Below are 21,278 nucleotides of genomic sequence, written 5' to 3'. Positions count from 1 at the left end.
TGCGTGTTCCAGCGTGCCTAGGGACGTTTTGAATACAATATTCAAGCTACGCCCCTCAAAAATGGATTAAAAGACTAAATAATGTGCATATATGGATCATAATTGCCCATAAAATGAGCTTGTTGATCCAAGTCAATTGAATATCGTATTCAACATGGAGTGAGGTGGAATGGTTGCCAAGGTAGGTCGCCAGTCGTTGACGGACCAGATCGTCACCGAGCTGCGACGTCAGATCATATCCGGTCAGCTCGCCGAGGGCGCGCCGCTGCGCCAGGAGAAGCTGGCCGCCGAGCTGGGCGTGTCGCGTGTCCCGTTGCGCGAGGCGATCCGTCAGCTTGAGGCCGAGGGGCTTGTGGTGTCGGAGCTGCACAAGGGGACCGTGGTGTCGTCCTTGTCGCTGCAGGAGATCGAGGAGCTGTTCGAGATCCGCGCCCGGCTCGAGACCTGGCTGTTCGAGGTGGCGATCCCGAACATGACCGAGGCTGATTTCGCCCTTGCCGAGTCCATTACCGAAGAAGCCATGGCGCGCGGCGATGTCGAGAGCTGGGGCGAGCTGAACTGGCGCTTCCACGAGGCGCTCTATCGCCCGAGCGGCCAGCTCATCGCGCTGCGCCTGCTCAAGACGGTGCACGACAACGCCAATCGCTACGTGAACCTGCAGATCGCGGTGGCCGCGGATGTCGCCCGCGAGCTCAGCGACCACCAGGCGCTGACCGCCTTCGCCCGGCTCGGTGATATCCGCCGGGGCGTGGACACCCTGCGGGCCCACATACAGCGCGTTTCGCGCAATCTCGTCGCTTCGCTGGCCGAAGGCCGGCTCGGCAAGACGCGCAACATTGCCTGAGGGCGGGTGCCGGCGCGTGCCGGTCCCCACCCAACGATAATCGGCCCAGAAGGGCTTTGTCAGAGAAGGGGACTAGCATGCACTTGAAGGGACTTTTGTATGCCGCGGTGGCCGTGACGGCCATTTCCGGCATTCCGCTCACGGGCGCCGCCCGCGCCGACATCCTCATCGGAACGGCCGGCCCGACCACGAATGCCGAGGCCCTGTTCGGCACCACCTGGCAGAACGGCATGGAACTCGCCGTGCGCCAGGCGAACGCGGCGGGCGGGGTCGACGGCCAGAAGCTCGTGCTTGAGCGCGACGACGACGGCGGTGATCCCAAGCAGGGCACGCTGATCGCCCAGAAGCACTGCGACAATGCCGGCATGCTGGCCGTGGTCGCCAACTTCAATTCCGGCGTCACCATTCCCTCGTCCGACGTCTACAACCGCTGCGGCATGCCGCAGGTCACCAACGCGTCCAACCCGAAGGTGACCAAGGCCGGCTACAAGAACCTGTTCCGCCCCATCGCCAACGACCTGTCGCAGGGCGCGGCGCCGGCGGAATATGCGCTGGCCAAGCTCGGCGCCAAGAAGGCCGCCGTGGTTCATGACAAGCAGGCCTTCGGCCAGGGCGTCGCCGAGGTGTTCCGCGACAACTTCACCAAGGGCGGCGGCACCGTCACCTCCTTCTCCGGCATTGCCCAGACCGATGTCGACTTCAGCGCGCTGCTGTCCTCGATCCGCGCCGAGAACCCCGACGTGATCTATTTCGGCGGCGTCATGCCGGCCGTCGGCCTGTTCGTGAAGCAGGCCCGTGAGCTTGGCATCAAGGCGACCTTCTTCGCCGCCGACTCGGCCTTCACCCCCGACTTCATCGCTGGCGCCGGCCCGGCCTCCGAGGGCACCGTCGTGTCCTTCCAGGCCCCGCCCTACGATTCCTCGCCGGCGCTGCAGAAGTTCGCCACCGACTACAAGGCGGCCTTCGGTGAAGAGCCCGGCCCCTACTCGGCCTATGGCTATGTGGAAGCCTCGATCATCATCGAGGCGATGAAGAAGGCGCCGACCCCGCTGACCCGCGCCGGGATCGCCGCCGAGATCGCCAAGAGCGACTTCGACGGTCTTGTCGGCCATGTCGCCTTCACGCCCGAAGGCGAGCTGAAGAAGCCCTTCCTGTTCCTGTACGCCGTCACCGGCGGCAAGTTCGTACTGGTCAAGTAAGGCGCCGACCGACCCGCGCCCCCGGCCGGATCCGGTCGGGGGCGCATCGGTCCCGGCCATTGTCGTGACAGACCGCGCCGAACCGCACGTCCGCGTGCATATCTGGAGGTTCCATGGGCGCCCTCATCCTGCAGCAGACCATCAATGCGCTGACGGTCGGGTCGATCTACGCCCTGATCGCGCTTGGCTACACCATGGTGTACGGCGTGCTGCGCCTCATCAATTTCGCGCATAGCGAGCTGTTCACGGCCGGCGCGTTCATCGGCCTCGCCCTTTCGGGCGCGCTGGGCGTGGCGGGCCACCCCATGGGCGGCATACTGGTCGGCCTTATCACCTTCGTGGTCATCGGCCTCGCCGGGGTCAGCGTTGAGATCGTCGCCTACCGGCCGCTGCGCCGCACCTCGCGCCTGGCGCCGATGCTGTCCGCGCTCGGCATGGCGGTGGTGATCCAGAACGCGGTGATGCTGATCGGCGGCCGCCGGCCGCTCATCTACCCCTCGTTCCTGCCCTCGGGCGTCATCGAACTGTTCGGCGCCATCGTCTCCTACAAGCAGATCACCATCTTCGCGGTCGCGGTGGTGCTGATGATCGGGCTCGAACTGTTCGTGAACCGCACCAATCTTGGCGTGCGCATCCGCGCCGTGGCGGAAAATGCCGAGACCGCCTCGCTGGTCGGCATCAACCCGAACACGGCGATCTCGCTGATCTTCTTCATCGGCCCCGGCCTCGGCGCGGTGGCCGGGGTGCTCTATTCGTCCTTCTACGGCGTGGCGACCTTCACCATGGGCTTCGTCATCGGCATGAAGGCGTTCACCGCCGCGATCCTGGGCGGCATCGGCTCGATTCCCGGCGCCGTGCTCGGCGGCTTCCTGCTCGGCATCATCGAGACTTTCGCCACCGCCTGGATGCCGGTGCTGACCGGCGGGCTGATCGGTACTGAGTACCGCGACATCTTCGCATTCTCGGTGCTGGTGCTGATCCTGCTGTTCCGCCCGGCGGGGCTGCTGGGCGAGCACATCAGCGAAGAAACCATGGTGTACAAGAGTGACTTCTGAGGCGCGCGCGATGAACACCTCCTGGCGCGGCGCCCTGGCGCTGCTCGTCATTCCCGCGATGGTGCTGCTGATCGGCCAGTTCCTGCCGACCTATCCGCTGCGCATCCTCGACACCATCCTGCTCTACGCCATTCTCGGCATGGGACTGAACATCGTGGTCGGCTATGCCGGCCTGCTCGATCTCGGCTATGTAGCGTTCTATGCCATTGGCGCCTATGCGTGGGCGCTGCTGGCCTCCGGCCAGTTCGGCATCCACCTGCCGTTCTGGCTGGTGCTGATCATCGGTTCGGGGATCGCGGGTTTTGCGGGGATCCTGCTCGGCATTCCGGTGCTGCGGCTGCGCGGCGACTATCTCGCCATCGTCACGCTCGGCTTCGGCGAGATCATCCGCGTGTTGATGAACAATCTCGACGGCCTCACCAACGGCCCGCAGGGTATTTCCCGCATCGATGCCGCGCATATCTTCGGCTTCACGCTGGAGACGCCCTATGACTTCCTGTGGCTGCTGGTGCCGCTGATGATGGTGGTGTTCCTGTTCGTGTGGCGAATTCAGGCCAGCGCGCTGGGTACCGCGCTCTCGGCGGTGCGCGAGGACCAGGACGCCGCGCGCGGCTGCGGCATCGACACCACGCGGGTCAAGCTCGTCGCCTTCTGCACCAGCGCCATGATCGGCGGCGCCGGCGGCGTGATTTTCGCGGCCATGCAGCGCTTCGTCAGCCCGGAGAGCTTCACCTTCTGGGAATCGCTGATCATCGTGCTGGTCATCGTGGTCGGGGGGCTCGGCAACCCGTTCGGGGCGCTGCTCGGAGCGACCCTTCTGATCCTCATCCCCGAAATGCTCCGCGCCTATGCCGACTACCGGCTGCTGCTCTACGGCATCGCACTGGTGATCATCATCCTCGCCCGCCCGCACGGCCTGATCAGCCGGCGCTACGGGCCGAGCTGGCTGATGCGCAAATGCGCCGGCGGAAGGGGAGGTGACAATGCTGCGGTTTGACCATGTCACCAAGCAGTTCGGCGCCCACAAGGCGATCGACGATGTCAGCTTCACCGTCGAGCCGGGATTGATCACGGCGGTGATCGGCCCGAACGGGGCCGGCAAGTCGACCCTCGTCAACATGGCCGCCGGGTCCTATTCGGTCACCTCCGGGCGTATCCTCGTCAACGAGGTCGAGCTGCAGACGCTGCCCAAGCACCGCATCGCCCATGCGGGGCTGAGCCGTACCTACCAGAACATCCGCCTGTTCGACGGCATGAGCGTGCTGCAGAATCTGGAGGTGGTCCTGGTGCCCCCGCGCATTGGCACGCTGGTCGCCTCCACCTTCGGGCTTACCGGCCGCCGCGCGGAGGGCGAGCGGCGTGAGCGCTGCATGGCGGTACTGGAACGCCTCGGCCTCGCCCCGTTCGCCGATCGGCTTGCCGGCAGCCTCGCCTATGGCCAGCAGAAGCTGGTGGAACTGGCGCGCGCCATCGTCAACGAACCGCGCGTGCTGCTGCTGGACGAGCCCGCCGCCGGCCTCAACCATGGCGAGACCGAGCGGCTCAAGCACTACATTCTCGACGTGCGCACCCCCGACATGGCGATGGTGCTGATCGAGCATGACATGAAGCTGATCATGTCGATTTCCGACAGGATCATCGTGATGAACCGTGGCACCGTGCTGGCTCAAGGCACTGGCGCCGAGATCCGGGCGAACACCGCCGTGCAGGAGGCTTATCTTGGCCAGCCAGGTGCGATCAGAGACATCGAAGCCGCTGCTCGCGGTCGACGCAATCGAGTCCGGATACGGGAGAGTGAAAGTCTTACATGGCATCAGCCTTGAGGTGCTTCAGGGCGAGGTGGTGTGCATTATCGGCCCCAACGGGGCCGGCAAGTCCACCTTCCTGCGCACGCTGAGCGGGCTGAACCGGCCGACCGACGGCTCCATCGTCTTCAAGGGCGAGGATGTGACCGGCGCCAGGCCGCACCAGATGGTGCGGCGCGGCCTCGGCCACTGCCCCGAGGGACGGCGGGTGTTTCAGCAGCTCTCCATCGAGGAGAACCTGATCGCCGGCTACGCCTCCGGCCGGGGCAAGAGCTTCGCCGAGCTGCGCGACCAGGTGTTTGAGCTGTTCCCGATCCTGGGCGAGCGCCGTGGCCAGTCGGCGAGCCGGCTGTCGGGCGGCCAGCAGCAGATGCTGGCGATCGGGCGTGCGCTGATGGGCAGCCCGGACCTGCTGCTGCTCGACGAGCCCTCGCTGGGGCTGGCGCCGATCATCATTCACCAGATCTTCGAGATCGTCCTGCGCCTCGCCGAGAGCGGCGTGTCGATCATCCTCGTGGAGCAGAACATCGATCTCTCCTTCGAGGTCGCCGACTATGTCTACGCCTTCGAGCACGGCGCGCTGCAGTGCTCCGGCCCGGCGGCGAAGATGAAAGCCGACGAGCGTATCAAGTCGATCTTCCTTCCCGATCTCGACGGCCATTCCGCTCATTGAGCGGCCGGCCACCCTTCTTCGAACGGAAACCGGCCATGTACAATCTTGACGGACGTGTGGCTCTCGTCACCGGCGGCGCCATCGGCATCGGCCGGCGCATCGCCACCCGCCTCGCGGAAGAAGGCTGCGACGTTGCCATTCTCGACGTCGACGCCGCCGGGGCGGAAGAGACCGCGCATAGGGTCGAGGCGCTGGGCCGCCGCGCCGTCGCGCTGACCACCGATGTCGGCGACTATGCCAGCGTGCTGGCGGCGGTGGAAACGGTGCGCGGCGCACTCGGCGCGATCGACATCGCGTCCAGCAATGCCGCCATCGTCGGCGTCGGCAAGGTGGTGGATCTCGACATCGCCCAGTGGCAGCGCGTGTTCCGCATCAACACCGACGGCGTGCTGCACATCGCCAAGGCGGTCCTGCCGGCGATGATGGAACGGCGCGCCGGGCGCATCATCAACACCGCGTCCTGGTTTGGGAAGATCGGCAAGCCGAACTATGCCGCCTACAGCGCCTCGAAGGCGGCGGTCATCGGCTTCACCCAGGCGCTCGCCGCCGAGGTCGCCGCCCTCGGCGTGACCGTGAACGCGGTCTGCCCCGGCACGATTGTCGGCACCAAGATGAGGGAGGACGCCGACCGGATGTCCCGCGAGCAGGGCCTGCTGACCGCCAAGGAGCGCGAATCGCAGATTCCCGTCGGCCGCGTGGGCGAACCCGACGACATCGCCCGCGTCGTCGCCTTCCTCGCCTCGGACGAGTCGGCCTACATGACCGGGCAGGCGATCAACGTCACCGGCGGGCTGTGGATGAACTGACGCGGCGTGCAAGGAAAATGGCCGGGACGTGCCCGGCCATGATGGTGTGTGCGGCCGATGCGGGATGAGCCGGCGAGGCTCTAGCGCACCAGTATGTTGCGGAACTGCCAGGGATCGCTGGTGTCGAGGTCCTCGGCGAACAGGCCGGGGCGGTCGTTCAGCGGGGTCCAGTCGGTGTAGTAGCCCTTCACCGGGCCGAGATAGGGCTTCTGCACCTGGAGGCAGCGCTTGTAGTCCATCTCGTCGGCCTCGACGATCCCCGCTTCCGGGTTCTCCAGCGCCCACACCATGCCTGCCAGCACGGCCGAGGAGACCTGAAGGCCGGTGGCGTTCTGGTAGGGGGCAAGCTTGCGCGTCTCTTCGATCGTGAGCTGCGAGCCGAACCAGTACGCGTTCTTGGCGTGGCCGTAGAGCAGAACCCCGAGTTCGTCGGCGCCGTCGACGATCTCGTGCTCGTCGAGGATCTTCCAGCGCTCCTGGAACTTGCCGGCCGCGCCGAACATCTCGCTCAGCGAGAGCACGGCGTCGTTGGCGGGATGATAGGCGTAGTGACAGGTCGGCCGGTACACCACCTTGTCGCCTTCGCGCACGGTGAAGAAGTCCGCGATCGAGATCGACTCGTTATGGGTGACGAGGAAGCCATATTGCGGGCCCGGCGTCGGGCACCACGAGCGCACGCGGGTGTTGGCGCCGGGCTGGAGCAGGTAGATCGCCGCGCCGCAGCCCTTGTCGAAGCCGCGCGCATTGTCCGGCTTCCAGGTCTCGTGCGTGCCCCAGCCCAGCTCCGCCGGCTGCTGGCCCTCGGAAACGAAGCCTTCCACCGACCAGGTGTTGACGAACATGCCCATCGGCTTGGGATCGCGGGCGCGCTGGGTGTCGCGCTCGGCGATGTGGATGCCCTTCACGCCGGCATCCTTCATCAGCTTCGCCCAGCCCTCGCGGGTGGTCGGCTCCTCGAAGGCGAGGCCGATTTCGGTGGCGACGTTCACCAGCGCCTGCTTCACGAACCAGGACACCATGCCGGGATTGGCGCCGCAGCAGGACACAGCCGTCGGCCCGCCCGGATTGGCGCGCTTGGCGGCGAGCAGGGTTTCGCGCAGCGCGTAATTGGTGCGCTCGCCGGGGCCGGCGTCCTTGTCGAAATAGAAGCCCAGCCAAGGCTCGATGACGGTGTCGACATAGAGCGCGCCGAGCTCGCGGGCCAGCTCCATGATCGCGACCGAGGAGGTGTCGACCGACAGGTTGACGACGAAGCCGCGCCCGCCGGTGCTGAGCAGCGGGGTGAGAACCTCGCGGTAATTTTCCTTGGTGATCGCCTGCTGCAGGAAGTTCACGCCGCGCTCGTCGAGCAGCGCGCGGTCGGTGTCCACCGGATCGATGACAGTGAGGCGGTCCTTGTCGAAGTCGAAATGCCGCTCGAGCAGGGGAAGCGTGCCGCGACCGATCGAGCCAAAGCCGATCATCACGATGGGACCTTCGATTTTTCCGTAGACCGGCCAGACCGACATTCTTGGCGAACCTCCTTCAAGGAATGGTGCTTTTTCAAAGAGGGCGCACCATGGGCAGTGCAGCCTGCCGCGTCAATGGTGACGCGCAGGTGACAATCGCTTCCGAGGGCCGCGCGCGAGAGGCCGCCGCCCGGCTCAATCCGACGAGAGAATGTGGTTGCGCACCAGCGGGTAGACCTGGCCGCGCCAGCGCCGGCCGCTGAAGACCCCGTAATGGCCGACACCGGGCTGCAGATGGTGGCGCTTGCGATGGGGACGCAGGCTGGAGCAGATATCCTGCGCCGCCACGGTCTGGCCCACCGCGCAGATGTCGTCGCGCTCGCCCTCGACGGTGAGCAGAGAGGTGCGCCGGACGGCCCGGAAGTCGATCCGGTCGCCCTCATAGGTCAGCACGCCGCGCGGCAGATCGTGCTCCTGAAATACGATGCGGATGGTTTCGAGGTAAAACTCGGCGGCGAGATCCAGCACGGCGAAATACTCGTCGTAGAAGCTCTTGGCGGTGGTGGCCTTGTCGTGCTCGCCCATGGAGAGGTTCTCGAACAGCTCGACATGGGCCTTCACGTGGCGGTCGAGATTCATCGCCAGGAAGGCGCTGACCTGGATGAAGCCGGGATAGACCTGACGCCCTACGCCCGGAAAGCCGGGCGGGACGGTGCCGATGAGATTCTTCTCAAACCAGTCCAGCGGCTTGGACATGGCGAGCTCGTTCACCTTGGTCGGGTTGATCCGGGTATCCACCGGCCCGGCCATGAGGGTGATGGAATGGGGCGTGGCCGGATTGTCCCGCTGCGCCATGACGGCGGCGGCCGCGAGCACCTGCACGCAGGGCTGGCACACGGCAAGCGCGTGCGCGCCGGGGCCGATCGCCTCCAGAAAGCGGATCACATGGGTGACGTAGTCGTCGAAGCCGAAACGGCCGGCGTCCAGAGGCACGTCGCGGGCATTCGCCCAGTCGGTGATGTAGACGTCATTCTCCGGCAGCAGGGTCTTGACCGTGTCGAGCAGCAGGGTCGCGAAATGACCCGACAGCGGCGCCACGACCAGAAGGCGCGGCTGCGGCTGGTCGATGTCCTTCTTGAAATGGAGCAGCGAGCCGAAAGGCAGATCGAGCGCGACCTCCTCGGTCACCTCGACCTCGCGATTGCCGACCATGACGCTGTCGATCCCGAAGGCGGGGCGCGCATGGCTGAGGCCGGCGCGCTCGATCATCTCGAAGGTCGCGGAGAGGTTGCGCAGGAACGCGGTGTCGCCGTATCCGCCGAAGCCGCTCATGGCGGTGCCCAGCATACGTCGCGACATCCGCGCGGCGGCGCGCATCGGTTCGAGCAGGTCGGCCTGAGCCTGGTAGGCGGCATAGATCATACGCGAAGGGCTCATCCGGCGGTTTGGGCGGCGGGACGCAACGGGCGAAGTGACGTATGAGGCGACATGAGGAACAGGCTGACAGCGTCTCCGACGGTCACATGCATTCAATTGTGCGGCGCAAACGATACGACGAACGGCGCGTCTTATGCAGTAAAAATCTGCGCCGGCTACCGGTGAGCCGTCGCCCGGTCGCTGGCTCTGTACGGGGTGGCACGAATAGTGATTGCTCCCGGACGGCCGATGATCATCGCTTTACCCAGACAGGACGTCCCGCTCATGCCTCCCCCGACCTCCCAAACCAAAGCCACGTCCGGTTCGGGGACGAAAGCCGCCACCCGGACCAAGGTCGCGAAAGGCCCCGCGGCCAAGGTCCCTGCTGCTAAGCGCCCGGCCGGCAAACCCGCCGCGAAAGCCGATTCCGGGGCAAAAGCAGCGGCGCGGCCGGCGGTTCTGACCCTGAGTAGCAAGAACTATTCCTCATGGTCGCTGCGTGGCTTCCTGATGTGCCGGCTCGCCGGGCTGGAGATCGAGGAGGCGCGGGTATCGGCCGACGATCCCGATATCCGGGCCGAGCTGCTGCTGCAGTCCTCGTCCTTCCTGGTGCCCCGCCTCGATCATGACGGCATGCGCATCTGGGACACGCTCGCCATTGCCGAATATCTGCACGAATTGAAGCCAGAGGCGGGGCTTCTGCCCAAGGACCGCGCAGCACGCGCGCATTGCCGCTCGATCTCGGGCGAGATGCACTCCGGCTTTGCCAATCTGCGCTCGGCGCTGCCGATGAACATCAAGGCGCGCCATGACGGCTTCAAGGTGTGGACCGGGGCTCAGGCGGATATCGAGCGCATCCTCGTCATCTGGCGCGCGTGCCTCGAGACCTATGGCGGTCCGTATCTCTTCGGCGCCGCGCCCACTCTGGCGGACGCGATGTACGCCCCCGTGTGCTCGCGCTTCACGACCTATGACGTAAAGCTCGACGCGCCGACCAAGGCCTATTGCGCGACCATGCTGGCCCTTCCGGCGATGCAGGAATGGACCCGTGCCGCGCTGGAGGAGCCCGACGAGATGGAAGAACTCGACGTCGAGTTCTGACAGGCCGGCGCGGGCGGCGCCGGATGCGCGCCCTCTCCCGCAAGGGGATGGACCGCAAACGAAAACGGGGCGCCTGAAGCGCCCCGTTTCTTAATTTCCGGATCGGAAGACCGATCAGGATTTCACCGATCACTCGGCGGCGCCGGCCTCGGGCTCGTCCTTGCCCTTGGCTTCGAGATCCTCGCCGGTCTCCTGGTCGACGACCTTCATCGACAGGCGGGTCTTGCCGCGCTCGTCGAAGCCGAGCAGCTTCACCCGCACCTTGTCGCCTTCCTTGACGACGTCGGAGGGCTTGGCCACGCGCTCCTTGGCCAGCTGCGAGACGTGCACGAGGCCGTCCTTGGCGCCGAAGAAGTTCACGAAGGCGCCGAAATCGACGACCTTGACCACGGTGCCTTCATAGATCTGGCCGACTTCCGGCTCGGAAGCGATCGACTTGATCCAGTTCAGCGCCGCCTTGATCGACTCGCCGGACGCCGAGGCCACCTTCACGGTGCCGTCGTCCTCGATGTTGATCTTGGCACCGGTCTTCTCGACGATCTCGCGGATCACCTTGCCGCCCGACCCGATCACTTCACGGATCTTGTCGACCGGGATCTGGATCACCTCGATGCGCGGGGCATGCTCGCCCAGCTCGGCGCGGGCGCCGGTCAGCGCCTTGGCCATCTCGCCAAGAATGTGCGCACGGCCATCCTTCGCCTGGCCGAGGGCGACCTTCATGATCTCCTCGGTGATGCCGGCGATCTTGATGTCCATCTGCAGGGCGGTGACGCCCTTATCAGTGCCGGCCACCTTGAAGTCCATGTCGCCGAGGTGATCCTCGTCGCCGAGGATGTCGGAGAGCACGGCGAACTTCTCGCCTTCCAGAATCAGGCCCATGGCGATGCCGGCGACCGGACGGCGCAGGGGAACGCCCGCGTCCATCAGCGCCAGCGAGGTGCCGCAAACGGTCGCCATCGAAGACGAGCCGTTCGATTCCAGGATCTCGGAGACCGCGCGCAGCGTGTAGGGGAACTCATGCGCGGGCGGCAGGATCGGGCGGATGGCGCGCCAGGCGAGCTTGCCGTGGCCGATTTCGCGGCGGCCGGGCGAACCCATGCGGCCGGTCTCGCCGACCGAGAAGGGCGGGAAGTTGTAGTGCAGCAGGAAGCGCTCCTTGTAGGTGCCTTCCAGGCTGTCGATGAACTGCTCGTCCTCGCCGGTGCCGAGGGTCGCGACCACGAGGGCCTGCGTCTCGCCGCGGGTGAACAGCGCCGAGCCGTGGGCGCGCGGCAGCACGCTGGCTTCGGCCACGATCGGGCGGACGGTCTTGGTGTCGCGGCCGTCGATGCGCACGCCCTCGTCGAGGATGGTCCAGCGCACGATCTTGGCTTCGAGACCCTTCAGCACTTCACCCAGCACCTGGGCGTCCGGCACGTCCTTGCCTTCGGCGGCGAGGGCGGCGTAATGGGCCTTCGCCTTCGCCTTGGCAGCGCCGACCGCGTCATAGCGGTCCTGCTTGCGGGCGATCTTGTAGGCGTCGCGCAGGTCGGACTCGATCATGCCGCGCAGCTCGGTCTCAAGCGCGGAATGGTCGGGAGCGCTGAAGTCGCGCGGCTCCTTGGCAGCCTTCTCGGCGAGGCGGATGATGGCCTCGATCACCGGCTGGAAGTGGCGGTGGCCGAACATGACCGCGCCGAGCATGACTTCCTCGGAAAGCTCCTTGGCTTCCGATTCGACCATGAGCACGGCGTCCGAGGTGCCGGCGACCACGAGGTCGAGGGCGGATTCCTTGATCTCGTCGCTGGTCGGGTTCAGCACATATTCATTGTCGATGAAACCGACCCGGGCACCACCGATCGGGCCCATGAAGGGCACGCCGGAAAGGGTGAGCGCGGCGGAGGCGCCGACCATGGCGACGATGTCGGGATCGTTCTCAAGATCGTGCGAGAGCACGGTGACGACGACCTGGGTATCGTTCTTGTAGCCATCGGCGAAGAGCGGGCGGATCGGGCGGTCGATCAGGCGGGAGACAAGCGTCTCCTTCTCGCTCGGACGGCCTTCACGCTTGAAGAAGCCACCGGGAATGCGACCCGCGGCATAGGCCTTTTCCTGGTAGTTCACCGTCAGCGGGAAGAAGTCCTGCCCGGGCTTCGGCGCCTTGGCGGAAACGGCGGTGGCGAGCACGGTGGTGTCGCCATAGGTCGCGAGCACGGCGCCATCAGCCTGGCGCGCCATGCGGCCGGTCTCGAGGACGAGCGTGCGCCCACCCCAATCGAGTTCCTCGCGGTGGATATCGAACATGTCTATCTCTGGCTTTCTGAAGCGGGAGCCATGGGCAAGACGGCGAGAGCTTCGGGCGGCAGCGCGCTCCCGGGGGAGCGGCTCAACGAACCCAAATCTCCGGCGATCCTGCCATGGCACGCCGCTTCTCATCGGTCGTGGCGAGCCCCATGCCCGCCGCTGTCTTTACGCGGCCGGCGCCCGGAGCGTTTCCCGGCGCCGCACAGAACGAGACGGGCCCGACGTCGGGTGACGCCGGGCCCGCCGAAACATCAGCGGCGGATGCCCAGCCGCTGGATCAGGGACTTGTAGCGGGCTTCCTCGGTCTTCTTCAGATAGTCGAGGAGGCCGCGACGCTGGGACACCAGCTTGAGCAGACCGCGCCGGGAATGGTTGTCCTTGGCGTGGGTCTTGAAATGGCCGGTCAGGTTGGAGATCCGCTCGGTGAGGATCGCGACCTGCACTTCCGCCGAACCGGTATCACCCGGCTTGGTGGCGTATTCGGTGATGAGCGCCTGCTTGCGCTCGGCAGTGATCGACATCGGAGTGTCCTTTCGGGTTGGCATGGTGAAATGGCGGGCGCGTCTCGGGACAGGCAGGCTGTGCCATGTCCGCAAATCGCCTCGCCGGTTCCGCAGATCGGCCGGGCCGGGATGTCGTCCAGCGCGGTCGAAAGCCTGCGGTTCGCGCGGACATGAGGTCCGCAACGCGCGCGCAACATACACGAAAACGCCAGTCTGGCTAGCGTGATGTGCGCCGAGCGCCTTTTGCAGCATAACCGGCGGCGCCGAGTTCGGCGCCGCCGGTCACGCCATCATTTCGCGGGATGGAAGATGCGCTTGGGGAAGATCTCCGCGCCCTCGGCCTCGCCGAGCGCCACGAGGCGCCCACCGGCGGTGATAGCAACGGGGCCTTCCAGGATCGGCGCGTCGCGCCCGCGCAGGATGATCGACTGGCCGCGCCCGAGCCGGGCGGCGTCCGCCGGGCTCACCTTGAGCGCGGGCAGGCTGTCGAGGCCGATATCGACCGGGCGCAGCGACTCGATCGGGGCGACCCCGCCGAGTTCCTCATGACGCGCGCGCAGCGTGTCGAGCGGCACCAGTTCTTCCTCGGCGAAGGTGCCGACGCGGGTCCGGCGCAGCGCCGAGATATGGCCGCGCGCGCCAAGCATGCGGCCCATGTCGCGGGCGAGCGAGCGCACATAGGTGCCCTTGCCGCATTCGGCCTCGAACACGGCGTGGTCGGCGTCGGGTTGCTCGATCAGTTCCAGGCTGTGAATGACGATGGGGCGGGCGGCCAGTTCCACCTGCACGCCTTCGCGTGCGAGGTCATAGGCGCGCTCGCCATTGATCTTCAGCGCTGAATAGGCCGGGGGAACCTGCTCGATCTCGCCACGGAAACTGTCGAGAATGGCCTCGATCGCGGCCTTGTCGGGCCGGATGTCGGAGGTCTCGACCGGCTGGCCCTCGCTGTCGTCGGTGTCGGTCTGGACACCCCAGCGCACCGTGAAACGGTAGACCTTGCGCCCATCCATGACGAAGGGGACCGTTTTGGTGGCTTCGCCGAGCGCGATCGGAAGGCAGCCCGAGGCGAGCGGGTCCAGCGTGCCGGCATGGCCGGCCTTCTTGGCCGAGAACAGCCACTTCACCGCCCCGACCGCCTGGGTCGAGGTCATGCCGACCGGCTTGTCGAGCAGCACCCAGCCGTCGACGTCCCGCTTGGGGCGGCGGGGGCCACGATCCTTGCGCGGCCCGCGGCCCTCGCGCGGACGCTCGCCGCCGTCGTGGGTGGCGCCGGCGCCGCCGGCATCGTTCATTCCGGCGTCAGCCATGCCACCATCAGCCACGCCTGCATCGGTGAGATCGGCGTCGGTCACGGGGGCCTCGGTCATCGGCGCACTCATGCCTCGTCTTCCTTGTCGTTGGTGGCGTCGGCCTCGCTCTCATCGGCTTCCAGGTCGCGGACCACGACCGGCGAGCGCAGCAGCGCGTCGATCCGCGCGCCTTCCTCGAACGAGGTATCGATGCGGAAGCGCAGCTCGGGGACGTATTTGAGTTCGACGCGCCGGGCGATCTCGCCGCGCAGCGGGCGGGCATTGTCCGCCAGCGCTGCAATCGCCGCCTTCGGGTCCTTGCCGCCGAGCGGCATGACGAAGCAGGTCGCGATCTTGAGGTCGGGGCTCATGCGCACTTCCGGCACCGTGATGAGCACGGCGGAAAGCGCGGGGTCCTGCAGGTCGCCGCGTGCGAGGACGTCAGCGAGTGCATGGCGCACGAGTTCGCCGACGCGCAACTGGCGCTGGCTCGGGCCTGCGCCCGAGCTCGCTTTGTTCTTCATAATGTACAAACCTTCATGGCCCCCGCCGGCGAACCGGAGCGGAGGGGCCGCCTTCGACCGGAGCGAACGGGTTTGGACCGTTTGCTCCCGCGGATACACGCGCCGGAATGGGCGCGAACGCCCCCCGCGTACGGAGGGCGTGATGGATCAGAGCGTGCGCTGCACGACCTCGACGCGGTAGCACTCGATGACGTCGCCCGCGCGCATGTCCTGGTAGTTCTCGAAGGACATGCCGCACTCCTGGCCGGCCTGCACCACGTTGACCGCATCCTTGAAGCGGTTGAGCGTGGCGAGCTTGCCTTCGTGGATCACGACATTGTCGCGGATCAGGCGGACATGCTGGCCGCGTTCGACGGTGCCGTCGGTAACCAGGCAGCCGGCGACCTTGCCGACCTTGGAGACCGCGAAGATCTCCTTGATCAAGGCGTTGCCGAGCATGGTCTCGCGGTTGATCGGGGCCAGCAGGCCGCCCATCGCCGCCTTAACATCATCCACCAGGTCGTAGATGATGTTGTAGTAGCGGATCTCGATGCCGGCACGATCGGCCGCATCGCGGGCTTCCTTGTTGGCGCGCACGTTGAACGCGATGATCGCGGCACCGGCCGTCTCGGCCAGGGTCACATCGCTTTCATTCACGCCGCCAGCACCGGAATGGATGATCCGGGCCTGCACCTCGTCGGTGCCGAGCTTCTCCAGCGAGGTCATGATGGCCTCGACCGAACCCGACACGTCGCCCTTGATGATGAGCGGGAATTCCTTCCGCCCGGCCGTCTTGGCCTGGCTCATCATCTGTTCCAGCGAGCCGCGAACCGTGGCGGAGCGGGCCGCAGCCTTCTCGCGCTTCTGGTTCTTGCGGTAGTCCGTGATCTCGCGGGCACGGGCTTCGTTTTCCACCACCGCGAGACGATCGCCCGCCTCCGGCGTGCCGTTGAAGCCGAGCACCTCGACCGGCATGGACGGCTCGGCGGAGGCGAGCTGGGTGCCCTTGTCGGAGATGAGCGCGCGCACGCGGCCCATTTCCGCACCGGCCACCACGATATCGCCGACACGCAGCGTGCCGCGCTGAACCAGCACGGTCGCCACGGGACCACGACCGCGATCCAGCTTGGCCTCGATCACGGTGCCTTCGGCATCGCGCTCGGGGTCGGCCTTGAGATCGAGCAGCTCCGACTGAAGGGTGATCAGTTCGAGCAGCTTGTCGAGATTGGTATGGGCCTTCGCCGACACCTCGACCTCGAGCGTATCGCCGCCCATGCTTTCGACCTGCACCTCGTACTGCAGCAGTTCGCTGCGCACGCGCTCGGGCTTGGCATCGGGCTTGTCGATCTTGTTGATCGCCACGATCAGCGGCACCTTGGCGGCGCGCGCATGATTGATGGCCTCGATGGTCTGCGGCATGACGCCGTCATCGGCGGCCACCACCAGCACGACGATGTCCGTCACCTTGGCGCCACGGGCGCGCATGGCGGTGAACGCGGCGTGGCCGGGCGTGTCGATGAAGGTGATCTTGCCGCCGAGCGGCGAGGTCACCTGATAGGCACCGATGTGCTGGGTAATGCCGCCGGCTTCGCCGGACACGACATTGGCCGAGCGCAGGGCGTCGAGCAGCGACGTCTTGCCGTGGTCGACATGGCCCATGATGGTGACGACCGGGGGGCGCGGCACGAGGTTCTCGGGCGCATCCGGCACGTCGAACAGGCCCTCCTCGACGTCGGATTCGGCGACACGGCGAACCGTGTGGCCGAGTTCCTCGGCGAGGAGCTGGGCCGTATCGGCATCGATCACGTCGGTGATCTTCACCATCTGGCCCTGCTTCATCAGCAGACGGATCACGTCGACCGCGCGCTCGGCCATACGATTGGCGAGCTCCTGGATCGAAATGGTCTCGGGAACGATCACCTCGCGGGAGATCTTTTCCTTCGCCTCGACCTGACGATGGCCGCTCATGCGCTGGGTACGGCGGCGGAACGAGGCCACCGAACGCTGGCGCTCGTCCTGTCCGGACTGCGCGGTCACCAGGGTGAGGCGGCCACGGTTCTTTTCGCCGCCGGTGGGGCGGGTGGGCTTCTGCGGCGGCGGGACGGGACGCGCAGGCGCGCCACCAGGACCGCGACGCACGGGACGACGCTCTTCCTCTTCCGCGGCCATGCCGCCCGGTCCGCGCGGCCGGGCCACACGGGGAGCACCCGGCGCATCGGCGGTCGGGGCCGAAGGCGCAGCGGCCTGCGGCGCGGCGGCATTGCCGGCGGGAGCGGAGGTGGTGGATGCGGACGAGGAACGGTCGTCGCCGAAGCGCTTGCGGGCTTCCTGCTCGGACTTGCGCTTGGCTTCCTCGTCGAAGGCGCGGCGTGCGTCTTCCTCGCGCTTGCGGGCCTCGGCGGCCTCGCGCTCGATCTTTTCGCGTGCCTCGCGCTCGGCGCGGCGAACCGCTTCTTCCTCGGCGCGCTTGCGCTCCTCGGCTTCACGGACGCGGGCGTCCTGAAGCGCGGCGGTGCGTGCGCGTGCTTCTTCCTCGGTCAGCGAGCGCAGAACCACGCCACCGGGGCGCGGGGTCTGCTGCGGCGCTGGCCGCGGCGCCGAAAGATTGGCGCTCGGCGAGGGCTGGGTGCGCTGCGTGGGGCGAGCCGGCGCGCTGCTCGAAGCAGGGCGCGCGGTGGGAGCGGCAGGCGGGGCGGATGCCGGCGCGGAGGAGGGTGCGGCCGCGTGAGCCTCGGGCTTGTCGCCCGGGCCGACAACGCGGCGCTTCACCTTCTCCACCACGACGGACTTGGACCGTCCATGGCTGAAGCTCTGGCGGACGACGCCCTGCTCGACAGGTCGCTTGAGCGTGAGGGTCTTGCCCCCCTGGCCAGCACCCTGGCCACCGCTCATCGTCTTCTCGCCCGGGTTCTTCGTATCGGTCATTCGGTATCCGTTCCTCGGCATCCCCGTCTCATACCGGGATGCGTGCATTCATCCGCCAGCTTGCTTACGAAGCGCGCCAGCCTTCGAGTCTTCTCACACGCGCAAGAAACCTCGCGCTCGTCGGATGCGCGAGCAGCGCAGCATGTACCACATTTGCCCGCCCCAGCGCCAAGTCCAATTGTGGTCCCGGCAAACTGTGTATTCGGACGATTTCCCGTCCTGTCAGCGCGAGGGCCTTGCGGGCCTGCGCGTCGATCTTGGCGACACCGTCCGCGCCGGCCTCGCTTGCGTGCACGAGAACGCCCACAGGGGCGCCCTTGCGATTGCCGTCGAGGGCATCGGCGACCTTCATATAGCCCGTCACCACCTGTCCCGCCTTGTTGGCGAGGCCGAGAGCGGCGAGCACATCTTTCTCCAGGAGCTGGTCAACCAGCTCCGGCAGGGCCGGATCGGTCCTGCCCTTTCCGCGAAAGGCACGGCCGAAGGCCTTGCGTTTCAAGGCCTCGGCGAGCGCCGAGCGGTCGGCACTGACCCAGGCCCCGCGCCCGGGCAGACGTCCGGCAATGTCCGGCACCACCTGCCCGTCGGGCGCGACGACGAAGCGGATCATCGCGGAAGCCGGACGAACGGTTCGGCTGGCGATGCACAAGCGCTCCGGCTCGTGATCAGGCTCGCGCCGGGCCGAAATCGGTCCGGCGTCGGTTTCCTCAGGCGGAGTGGCGAGGGAACCCGCAGCGCTGGTCACGTCCGCAGTCGTGTCCGTTTCAGCCGCTTGATCCTGCACGGTCGCTCCGTCCTTCCTGTCTTTTCGGCCGGGCGTCAGACGTTGTCTTCGCCTTCCACCTCGGCTTCAACTTCTTCCGCCTCGGCCGTCTCCAGCTCGGAAGCGTCGATCCAGCCCGCCTTGACGCGGGCCTGCATGATCATGGCCTCGGCATCCTCGCGGGAGAGCTGGAAGCCCTCCAGCGCGCCGGGGGTGCGAACCACTTCGCCATCCCGGCGCTCGGACCAGCCGGTCAGATCGTCGGTCGCGCAGCCGGCAAGGTCCTCGACCGTCTTGATGTCGTTCTCACCGAACGCCACCAGCATCGGCGAGGTCACGCCCGGCACGTCACGCAGTTCGTCCTCGACGCCGAGTTCGAGGCGGCGCGCGTCGAGATCGGCTTCGACCTGCGCCAGATGGCCGAGGGCGCGGTTCTGCAGCTCCTGCGCCGTGTCCTCGTCGAAACCTTCGATGCTCGCGAGCTCGGCAAGCGGCACATAGGCCAGCTCTTCCAGGGTCGCGAAGCCCTCGGAGGCCAGAAGCTGGCCCATCATCTCATCGAGATCGAGCGCTTCGGCGAACATCTTGCTGCGCTCGGCGAATTCCTTCTGACGCCGCTCGCTTTCCTCGGCCTCGGTGAGGATGTCGATGTCCCAACCCGTAAGCTGCGAGGCGAGGCGCACATTCTGGCCGCGGCGGCCGATCGCCAGACTTAGCTGGGCATCGGGAACCACGACTTCAATACGCTCACGGTCCTCATCCAGCACGACCTTGACCACTTCGGCGGGGGCGAGGGCGTTGACGATGAAGGTCGCGAAGTCGGACGACCAGGGGATGATGTCGATCTTCTCGCCCTGCAGCTCGTTCACGACGGCCTGCACGCGCGAGCCGCGCATGCCGACGCAGGCGCCGACCGGATCCACCGAGGAATCACGCGAGGACACCGCAATCTTGGCGCGCGAACCGGGGTCGCGGGCGACCGCCTTGATCTCGACGATGCCGTCGTAGATTTCCGGCACTTCCTGCGCGAACAGCTTCGCCATGAACTGCGGATGGGTGCGCGAGAGGAAGATCTGCGGTCCGCGCGGCTCGCGGCGCACGTCATAGACGTAGGCGCGGATGCGGTCGCCGACCTTGAACACTTCGCGCGGCAGCAGCTCGTCGCGGCGCAGCGAGGCTTCGCCGCGGCCGAGGTCGACAACCACGTTGCCGTATTCGACGCGCTTGACCGCGCCGTTGATGACCTCGCCGATGCGGTCCTTGTACTCGTCATACTGACGGTCGCGCTCGGCCTCGCGCACCTTCTGCACGATGACCTGCTTGGCCGACTGGGCGGCGATACGGCCGAAGTCGAACGGGGGCAGGGTGTCGGCGATGGAATCGCCGGACTGCGCCGCCGGGTTCAGCCGGCGCGCGCCGATGATGTCGATCTCGGTCGCCGAGTTCTCGACCTGGTCAACCACCAGCAAGTGGCGGGCGAGACGCAGCTCGCCGGTGCGCGGATTGATCTCGGCATGGATGTCGGTCTCGGCGCCATAACGCGATCGCGCCGCCTTGGCGATCGCGTCCTCCATGGCGGCTATGACGATGCTCCGGTCGATCGATTTCTCCCGCGCGACCGCATCGGCGATCTGCAGCAGTTCGAGCCGGTTGGCGCTGACCACGGCCATCAGTGCATCTCCTTCGCATGGGACTTGCGTTTGGCGTTGGATTTGTTGCCGGGCTTCGCGGCGCCCTTGGGCTTCAGCATGGCCTTGGCCTTCTGCTTGCCGCGAATCGGCATCTTCTTCGGTGGCACGATGCGGACGGCGACATTCCCGTCGGCGTCCTCGCCCTCTTCGGGCGTGTCGCCGAGATCGGCGGTGTCGATGTCGGCTTCGTCGATACCCGCGCCTTCGCGCAACGCCTTGTCACGACGCAGCGCCTCGCGGATCAGCGCGTCGGTCATCACCAGGCGGGCCTCGCCGATATCGGCGATGGGCAGGGCGAAGGTGTCGGGCGTGTCCGCAGGGGCGTCCGGCACCCGGATCACCGCAGAACTGCCCCTGGAGCCGACGAGGATGCCGCGAAAGCGCTTGCGCCCGTCAAGCGGCACGGCCATCTCAATCTTTACGTCGTGGCCCGCCCAGCGCTCGAAATCGCTGATGCGCACCAGCGGCCGATCAATGCCCGGCGAGGACATTTCCAGATTGTAGGCGCCGGAAATCGGGTCCTCGACGTCCAGCACCGGCGAGATGGCGCGGCTCGCGGCCTCGCATTCGTCGATGCCGAAGGAGCCGTCGGGCCGCTCGGCCATGATCTGCAGGGTGAGATTTTCTCCGCCGGAAATCCGCACCCGTACCAGCCGGAAGCCCAGGCCCTGGAGCACGGGGCCGATAATGCCGGCGACACGCGCGGCGGGACCCGACTCGGTCACGAGGCGCGGCTCGTCGAGGCGCGATTCGACGCTTACTGCCGGAACGCCGGCGTCAGCTGCGTGTGCTTCCTGTTCGCTCATTCGTCCTGTCCGGACCGGCCTGGTCCGCAATGCAAAAAGAGCGGGTCCCGGCAGAGGAACCCACTCTCAACCGACCATTCAGCCGCTAGAGATAATTGGATGACAAAGGCTTATACAGCCAAACCGCCCCGGCGTGCAAGTTCGCTCTCGGCGCGGCCCCTTAGGGCG

At 66.7% G+C, this 21,278-nt stretch carries 18 protein-coding genes; 8 read left to right on the top strand and 10 right to left on the bottom strand.

What is annotated here, in order from left to right:
- Positions 1-169: 169 nt before the first annotated feature.
- The 7 genes from G3A50_RS09675 (at position 170) to G3A50_RS09645 (ending at position 6,382) form a co-directional block, all read left to right on the top strand.
- On the top strand, positions 170-844 hold the full coding sequence (locus tag G3A50_RS09675; RefSeq protein WP_163075044.1) for a GntR family transcriptional regulator: 675 nt from the start codon (positions 170-172) through the stop codon (positions 842-844).
- Positions 845-921: 77 nt separating this feature from the next.
- Entirely contained in the window at positions 922-2,043 is a 1,122-nt protein-coding gene (locus tag G3A50_RS09670; protein WP_163075043.1) for a branched-chain amino acid ABC transporter substrate-binding protein, read from the top strand.
- Positions 2,044-2,156: 113 nt separating this feature from the next.
- On the top strand, positions 2,157-3,098 hold the full coding sequence (locus tag G3A50_RS09665; RefSeq protein ID WP_163075042.1) for a branched-chain amino acid ABC transporter permease: 942 nt from the start codon (positions 2,157-2,159) through the stop codon (positions 3,096-3,098).
- 10 nt (positions 3,099-3,108) lie between these two features.
- Positions 3,109-4,095, top strand: coding sequence for a branched-chain amino acid ABC transporter permease (locus tag G3A50_RS09660; protein WP_163075041.1), 987 nt, complete (start codon positions 3,109-3,111; stop codon positions 4,093-4,095).
- Positions 4,082-4,921: an ABC transporter ATP-binding protein gene (locus tag G3A50_RS09655; RefSeq protein WP_163075040.1), complete on the top strand. Its 840-nt coding sequence runs from the start codon at positions 4,082-4,084 to the stop codon at positions 4,919-4,921. Before G3A50_RS09660 ends, G3A50_RS09655 begins: the two co-directional genes overlap by 14 nt.
- Positions 4,893-5,576 (top strand): ABC transporter ATP-binding protein, encoded by a 684-nt coding sequence (locus G3A50_RS09650; RefSeq protein ID WP_163075039.1) that lies wholly within the window; start codon positions 4,893-4,895, stop codon positions 5,574-5,576. The genes G3A50_RS09655 and G3A50_RS09650 overlap by 29 nt, the downstream gene beginning before the upstream one ends.
- A gap of 35 nt (positions 5,577-5,611) precedes the next feature.
- Positions 5,612-6,382, top strand: coding sequence for an SDR family NAD(P)-dependent oxidoreductase (locus G3A50_RS09645; RefSeq protein ID WP_163075038.1), 771 nt, complete (start codon positions 5,612-5,614; stop codon positions 6,380-6,382).
- Between the two features lie 80 nt (positions 6,383-6,462).
- Here G3A50_RS09645 and G3A50_RS09640 read toward each other — a convergent pair whose 3' ends face one another.
- Both G3A50_RS09640 and G3A50_RS09635 read right to left on the bottom strand, forming a co-directional pair.
- Complete coding sequence (locus G3A50_RS09640) at positions 6,463-7,890, bottom strand: homospermidine synthase (protein WP_163075037.1); 1,428 nt, start codon at positions 7,888-7,890, stop codon at positions 6,463-6,465.
- A 135-nt stretch (positions 7,891-8,025) separates the two neighbouring features.
- Positions 8,026-9,252, bottom strand: coding sequence for a polyhydroxyalkanoate depolymerase (locus G3A50_RS09635; protein ID WP_163077491.1), 1,227 nt, complete (start codon positions 9,250-9,252; stop codon positions 8,026-8,028).
- Positions 9,253-9,705: 453 nt separating this feature from the next.
- Between G3A50_RS09635 and G3A50_RS09630 the strand changes: the two genes are divergently transcribed.
- A complete protein-coding gene (locus G3A50_RS09630) occupies positions 9,706-10,347 on the top strand; it encodes a glutathione S-transferase (RefSeq protein ID WP_281355855.1) in 642 nt (213 codons plus the stop codon).
- Between the two features lie 129 nt (positions 10,348-10,476).
- On the opposite strand, the gene pnp is transcribed toward G3A50_RS09630, so the two are convergent.
- The 8 genes from pnp to rimP form a co-directional block, all read right to left on the bottom strand.
- The gene (gene pnp, locus G3A50_RS09625; protein ID WP_163075035.1) at positions 10,477-12,630 is read right to left on the bottom strand and encodes a polyribonucleotide nucleotidyltransferase; all 2,154 of its coding nucleotides are present in this window, start codon (positions 12,628-12,630) and stop codon (positions 10,477-10,479) included.
- A gap of 251 nt (positions 12,631-12,881) precedes the next feature.
- Positions 12,882-13,151 (bottom strand): 30S ribosomal protein S15, encoded by a 270-nt coding sequence (gene rpsO, locus G3A50_RS09620; RefSeq protein WP_163075034.1) that lies wholly within the window; start codon positions 13,149-13,151, stop codon positions 12,882-12,884.
- A gap of 272 nt (positions 13,152-13,423) precedes the next feature.
- A complete protein-coding gene (gene truB / locus G3A50_RS09615; RefSeq protein ID WP_425483461.1) occupies positions 13,424-14,512 on the bottom strand; it encodes a tRNA pseudouridine(55) synthase TruB in 1,089 nt (362 codons plus the stop codon).
- Positions 14,509-14,946, bottom strand: a complete 438-nt coding sequence (rbfA, locus tag G3A50_RS09610) for a 30S ribosome-binding factor RbfA (RefSeq protein ID WP_163075033.1) — start codon at positions 14,944-14,946, stop codon at positions 14,509-14,511. Before rbfA ends, truB begins: the two co-directional genes overlap by 4 nt.
- 147 nt (positions 14,947-15,093) lie before the next feature.
- Positions 15,094-17,850, bottom strand: coding sequence for a translation initiation factor IF-2 (gene infB, locus G3A50_RS09605; protein ID WP_163075032.1), 2,757 nt, complete (start codon positions 17,848-17,850; stop codon positions 15,094-15,096).
- A 64-nt stretch (positions 17,851-17,914) separates the two neighbouring features.
- Positions 17,915-18,595, bottom strand: coding sequence for an RNA-binding protein (locus G3A50_RS09600; protein ID WP_281355846.1), 681 nt, complete (start codon positions 18,593-18,595; stop codon positions 17,915-17,917).
- A gap of 74 nt (positions 18,596-18,669) precedes the next feature.
- Positions 18,670-20,283, bottom strand: coding sequence for a transcription termination factor NusA (nusA, locus tag G3A50_RS09595; RefSeq protein WP_163075030.1), 1,614 nt, complete (start codon positions 20,281-20,283; stop codon positions 18,670-18,672).
- The gene (gene rimP, locus G3A50_RS09590; protein ID WP_163075029.1) at positions 20,283-21,110 is read right to left on the bottom strand and encodes a ribosome maturation factor RimP; all 828 of its coding nucleotides are present in this window, start codon (positions 21,108-21,110) and stop codon (positions 20,283-20,285) included. Before rimP ends, nusA begins: the two co-directional genes overlap by 1 nt.
- Between the last annotated feature and the right edge of the window lie 168 nt (positions 21,111-21,278).

The sequence above is a fragment of the Ancylobacter pratisalsi genome, assembly GCF_010669125.1.
In the GTDB taxonomy this organism is placed as follows: Bacteria; Pseudomonadota; Alphaproteobacteria; order Rhizobiales; family Xanthobacteraceae; genus Ancylobacter; species Ancylobacter pratisalsi.
The sequence above is the reverse complement of the archived record's forward strand: the minus strand, read 5'-3'. Positions and strand labels throughout refer to the sequence as shown.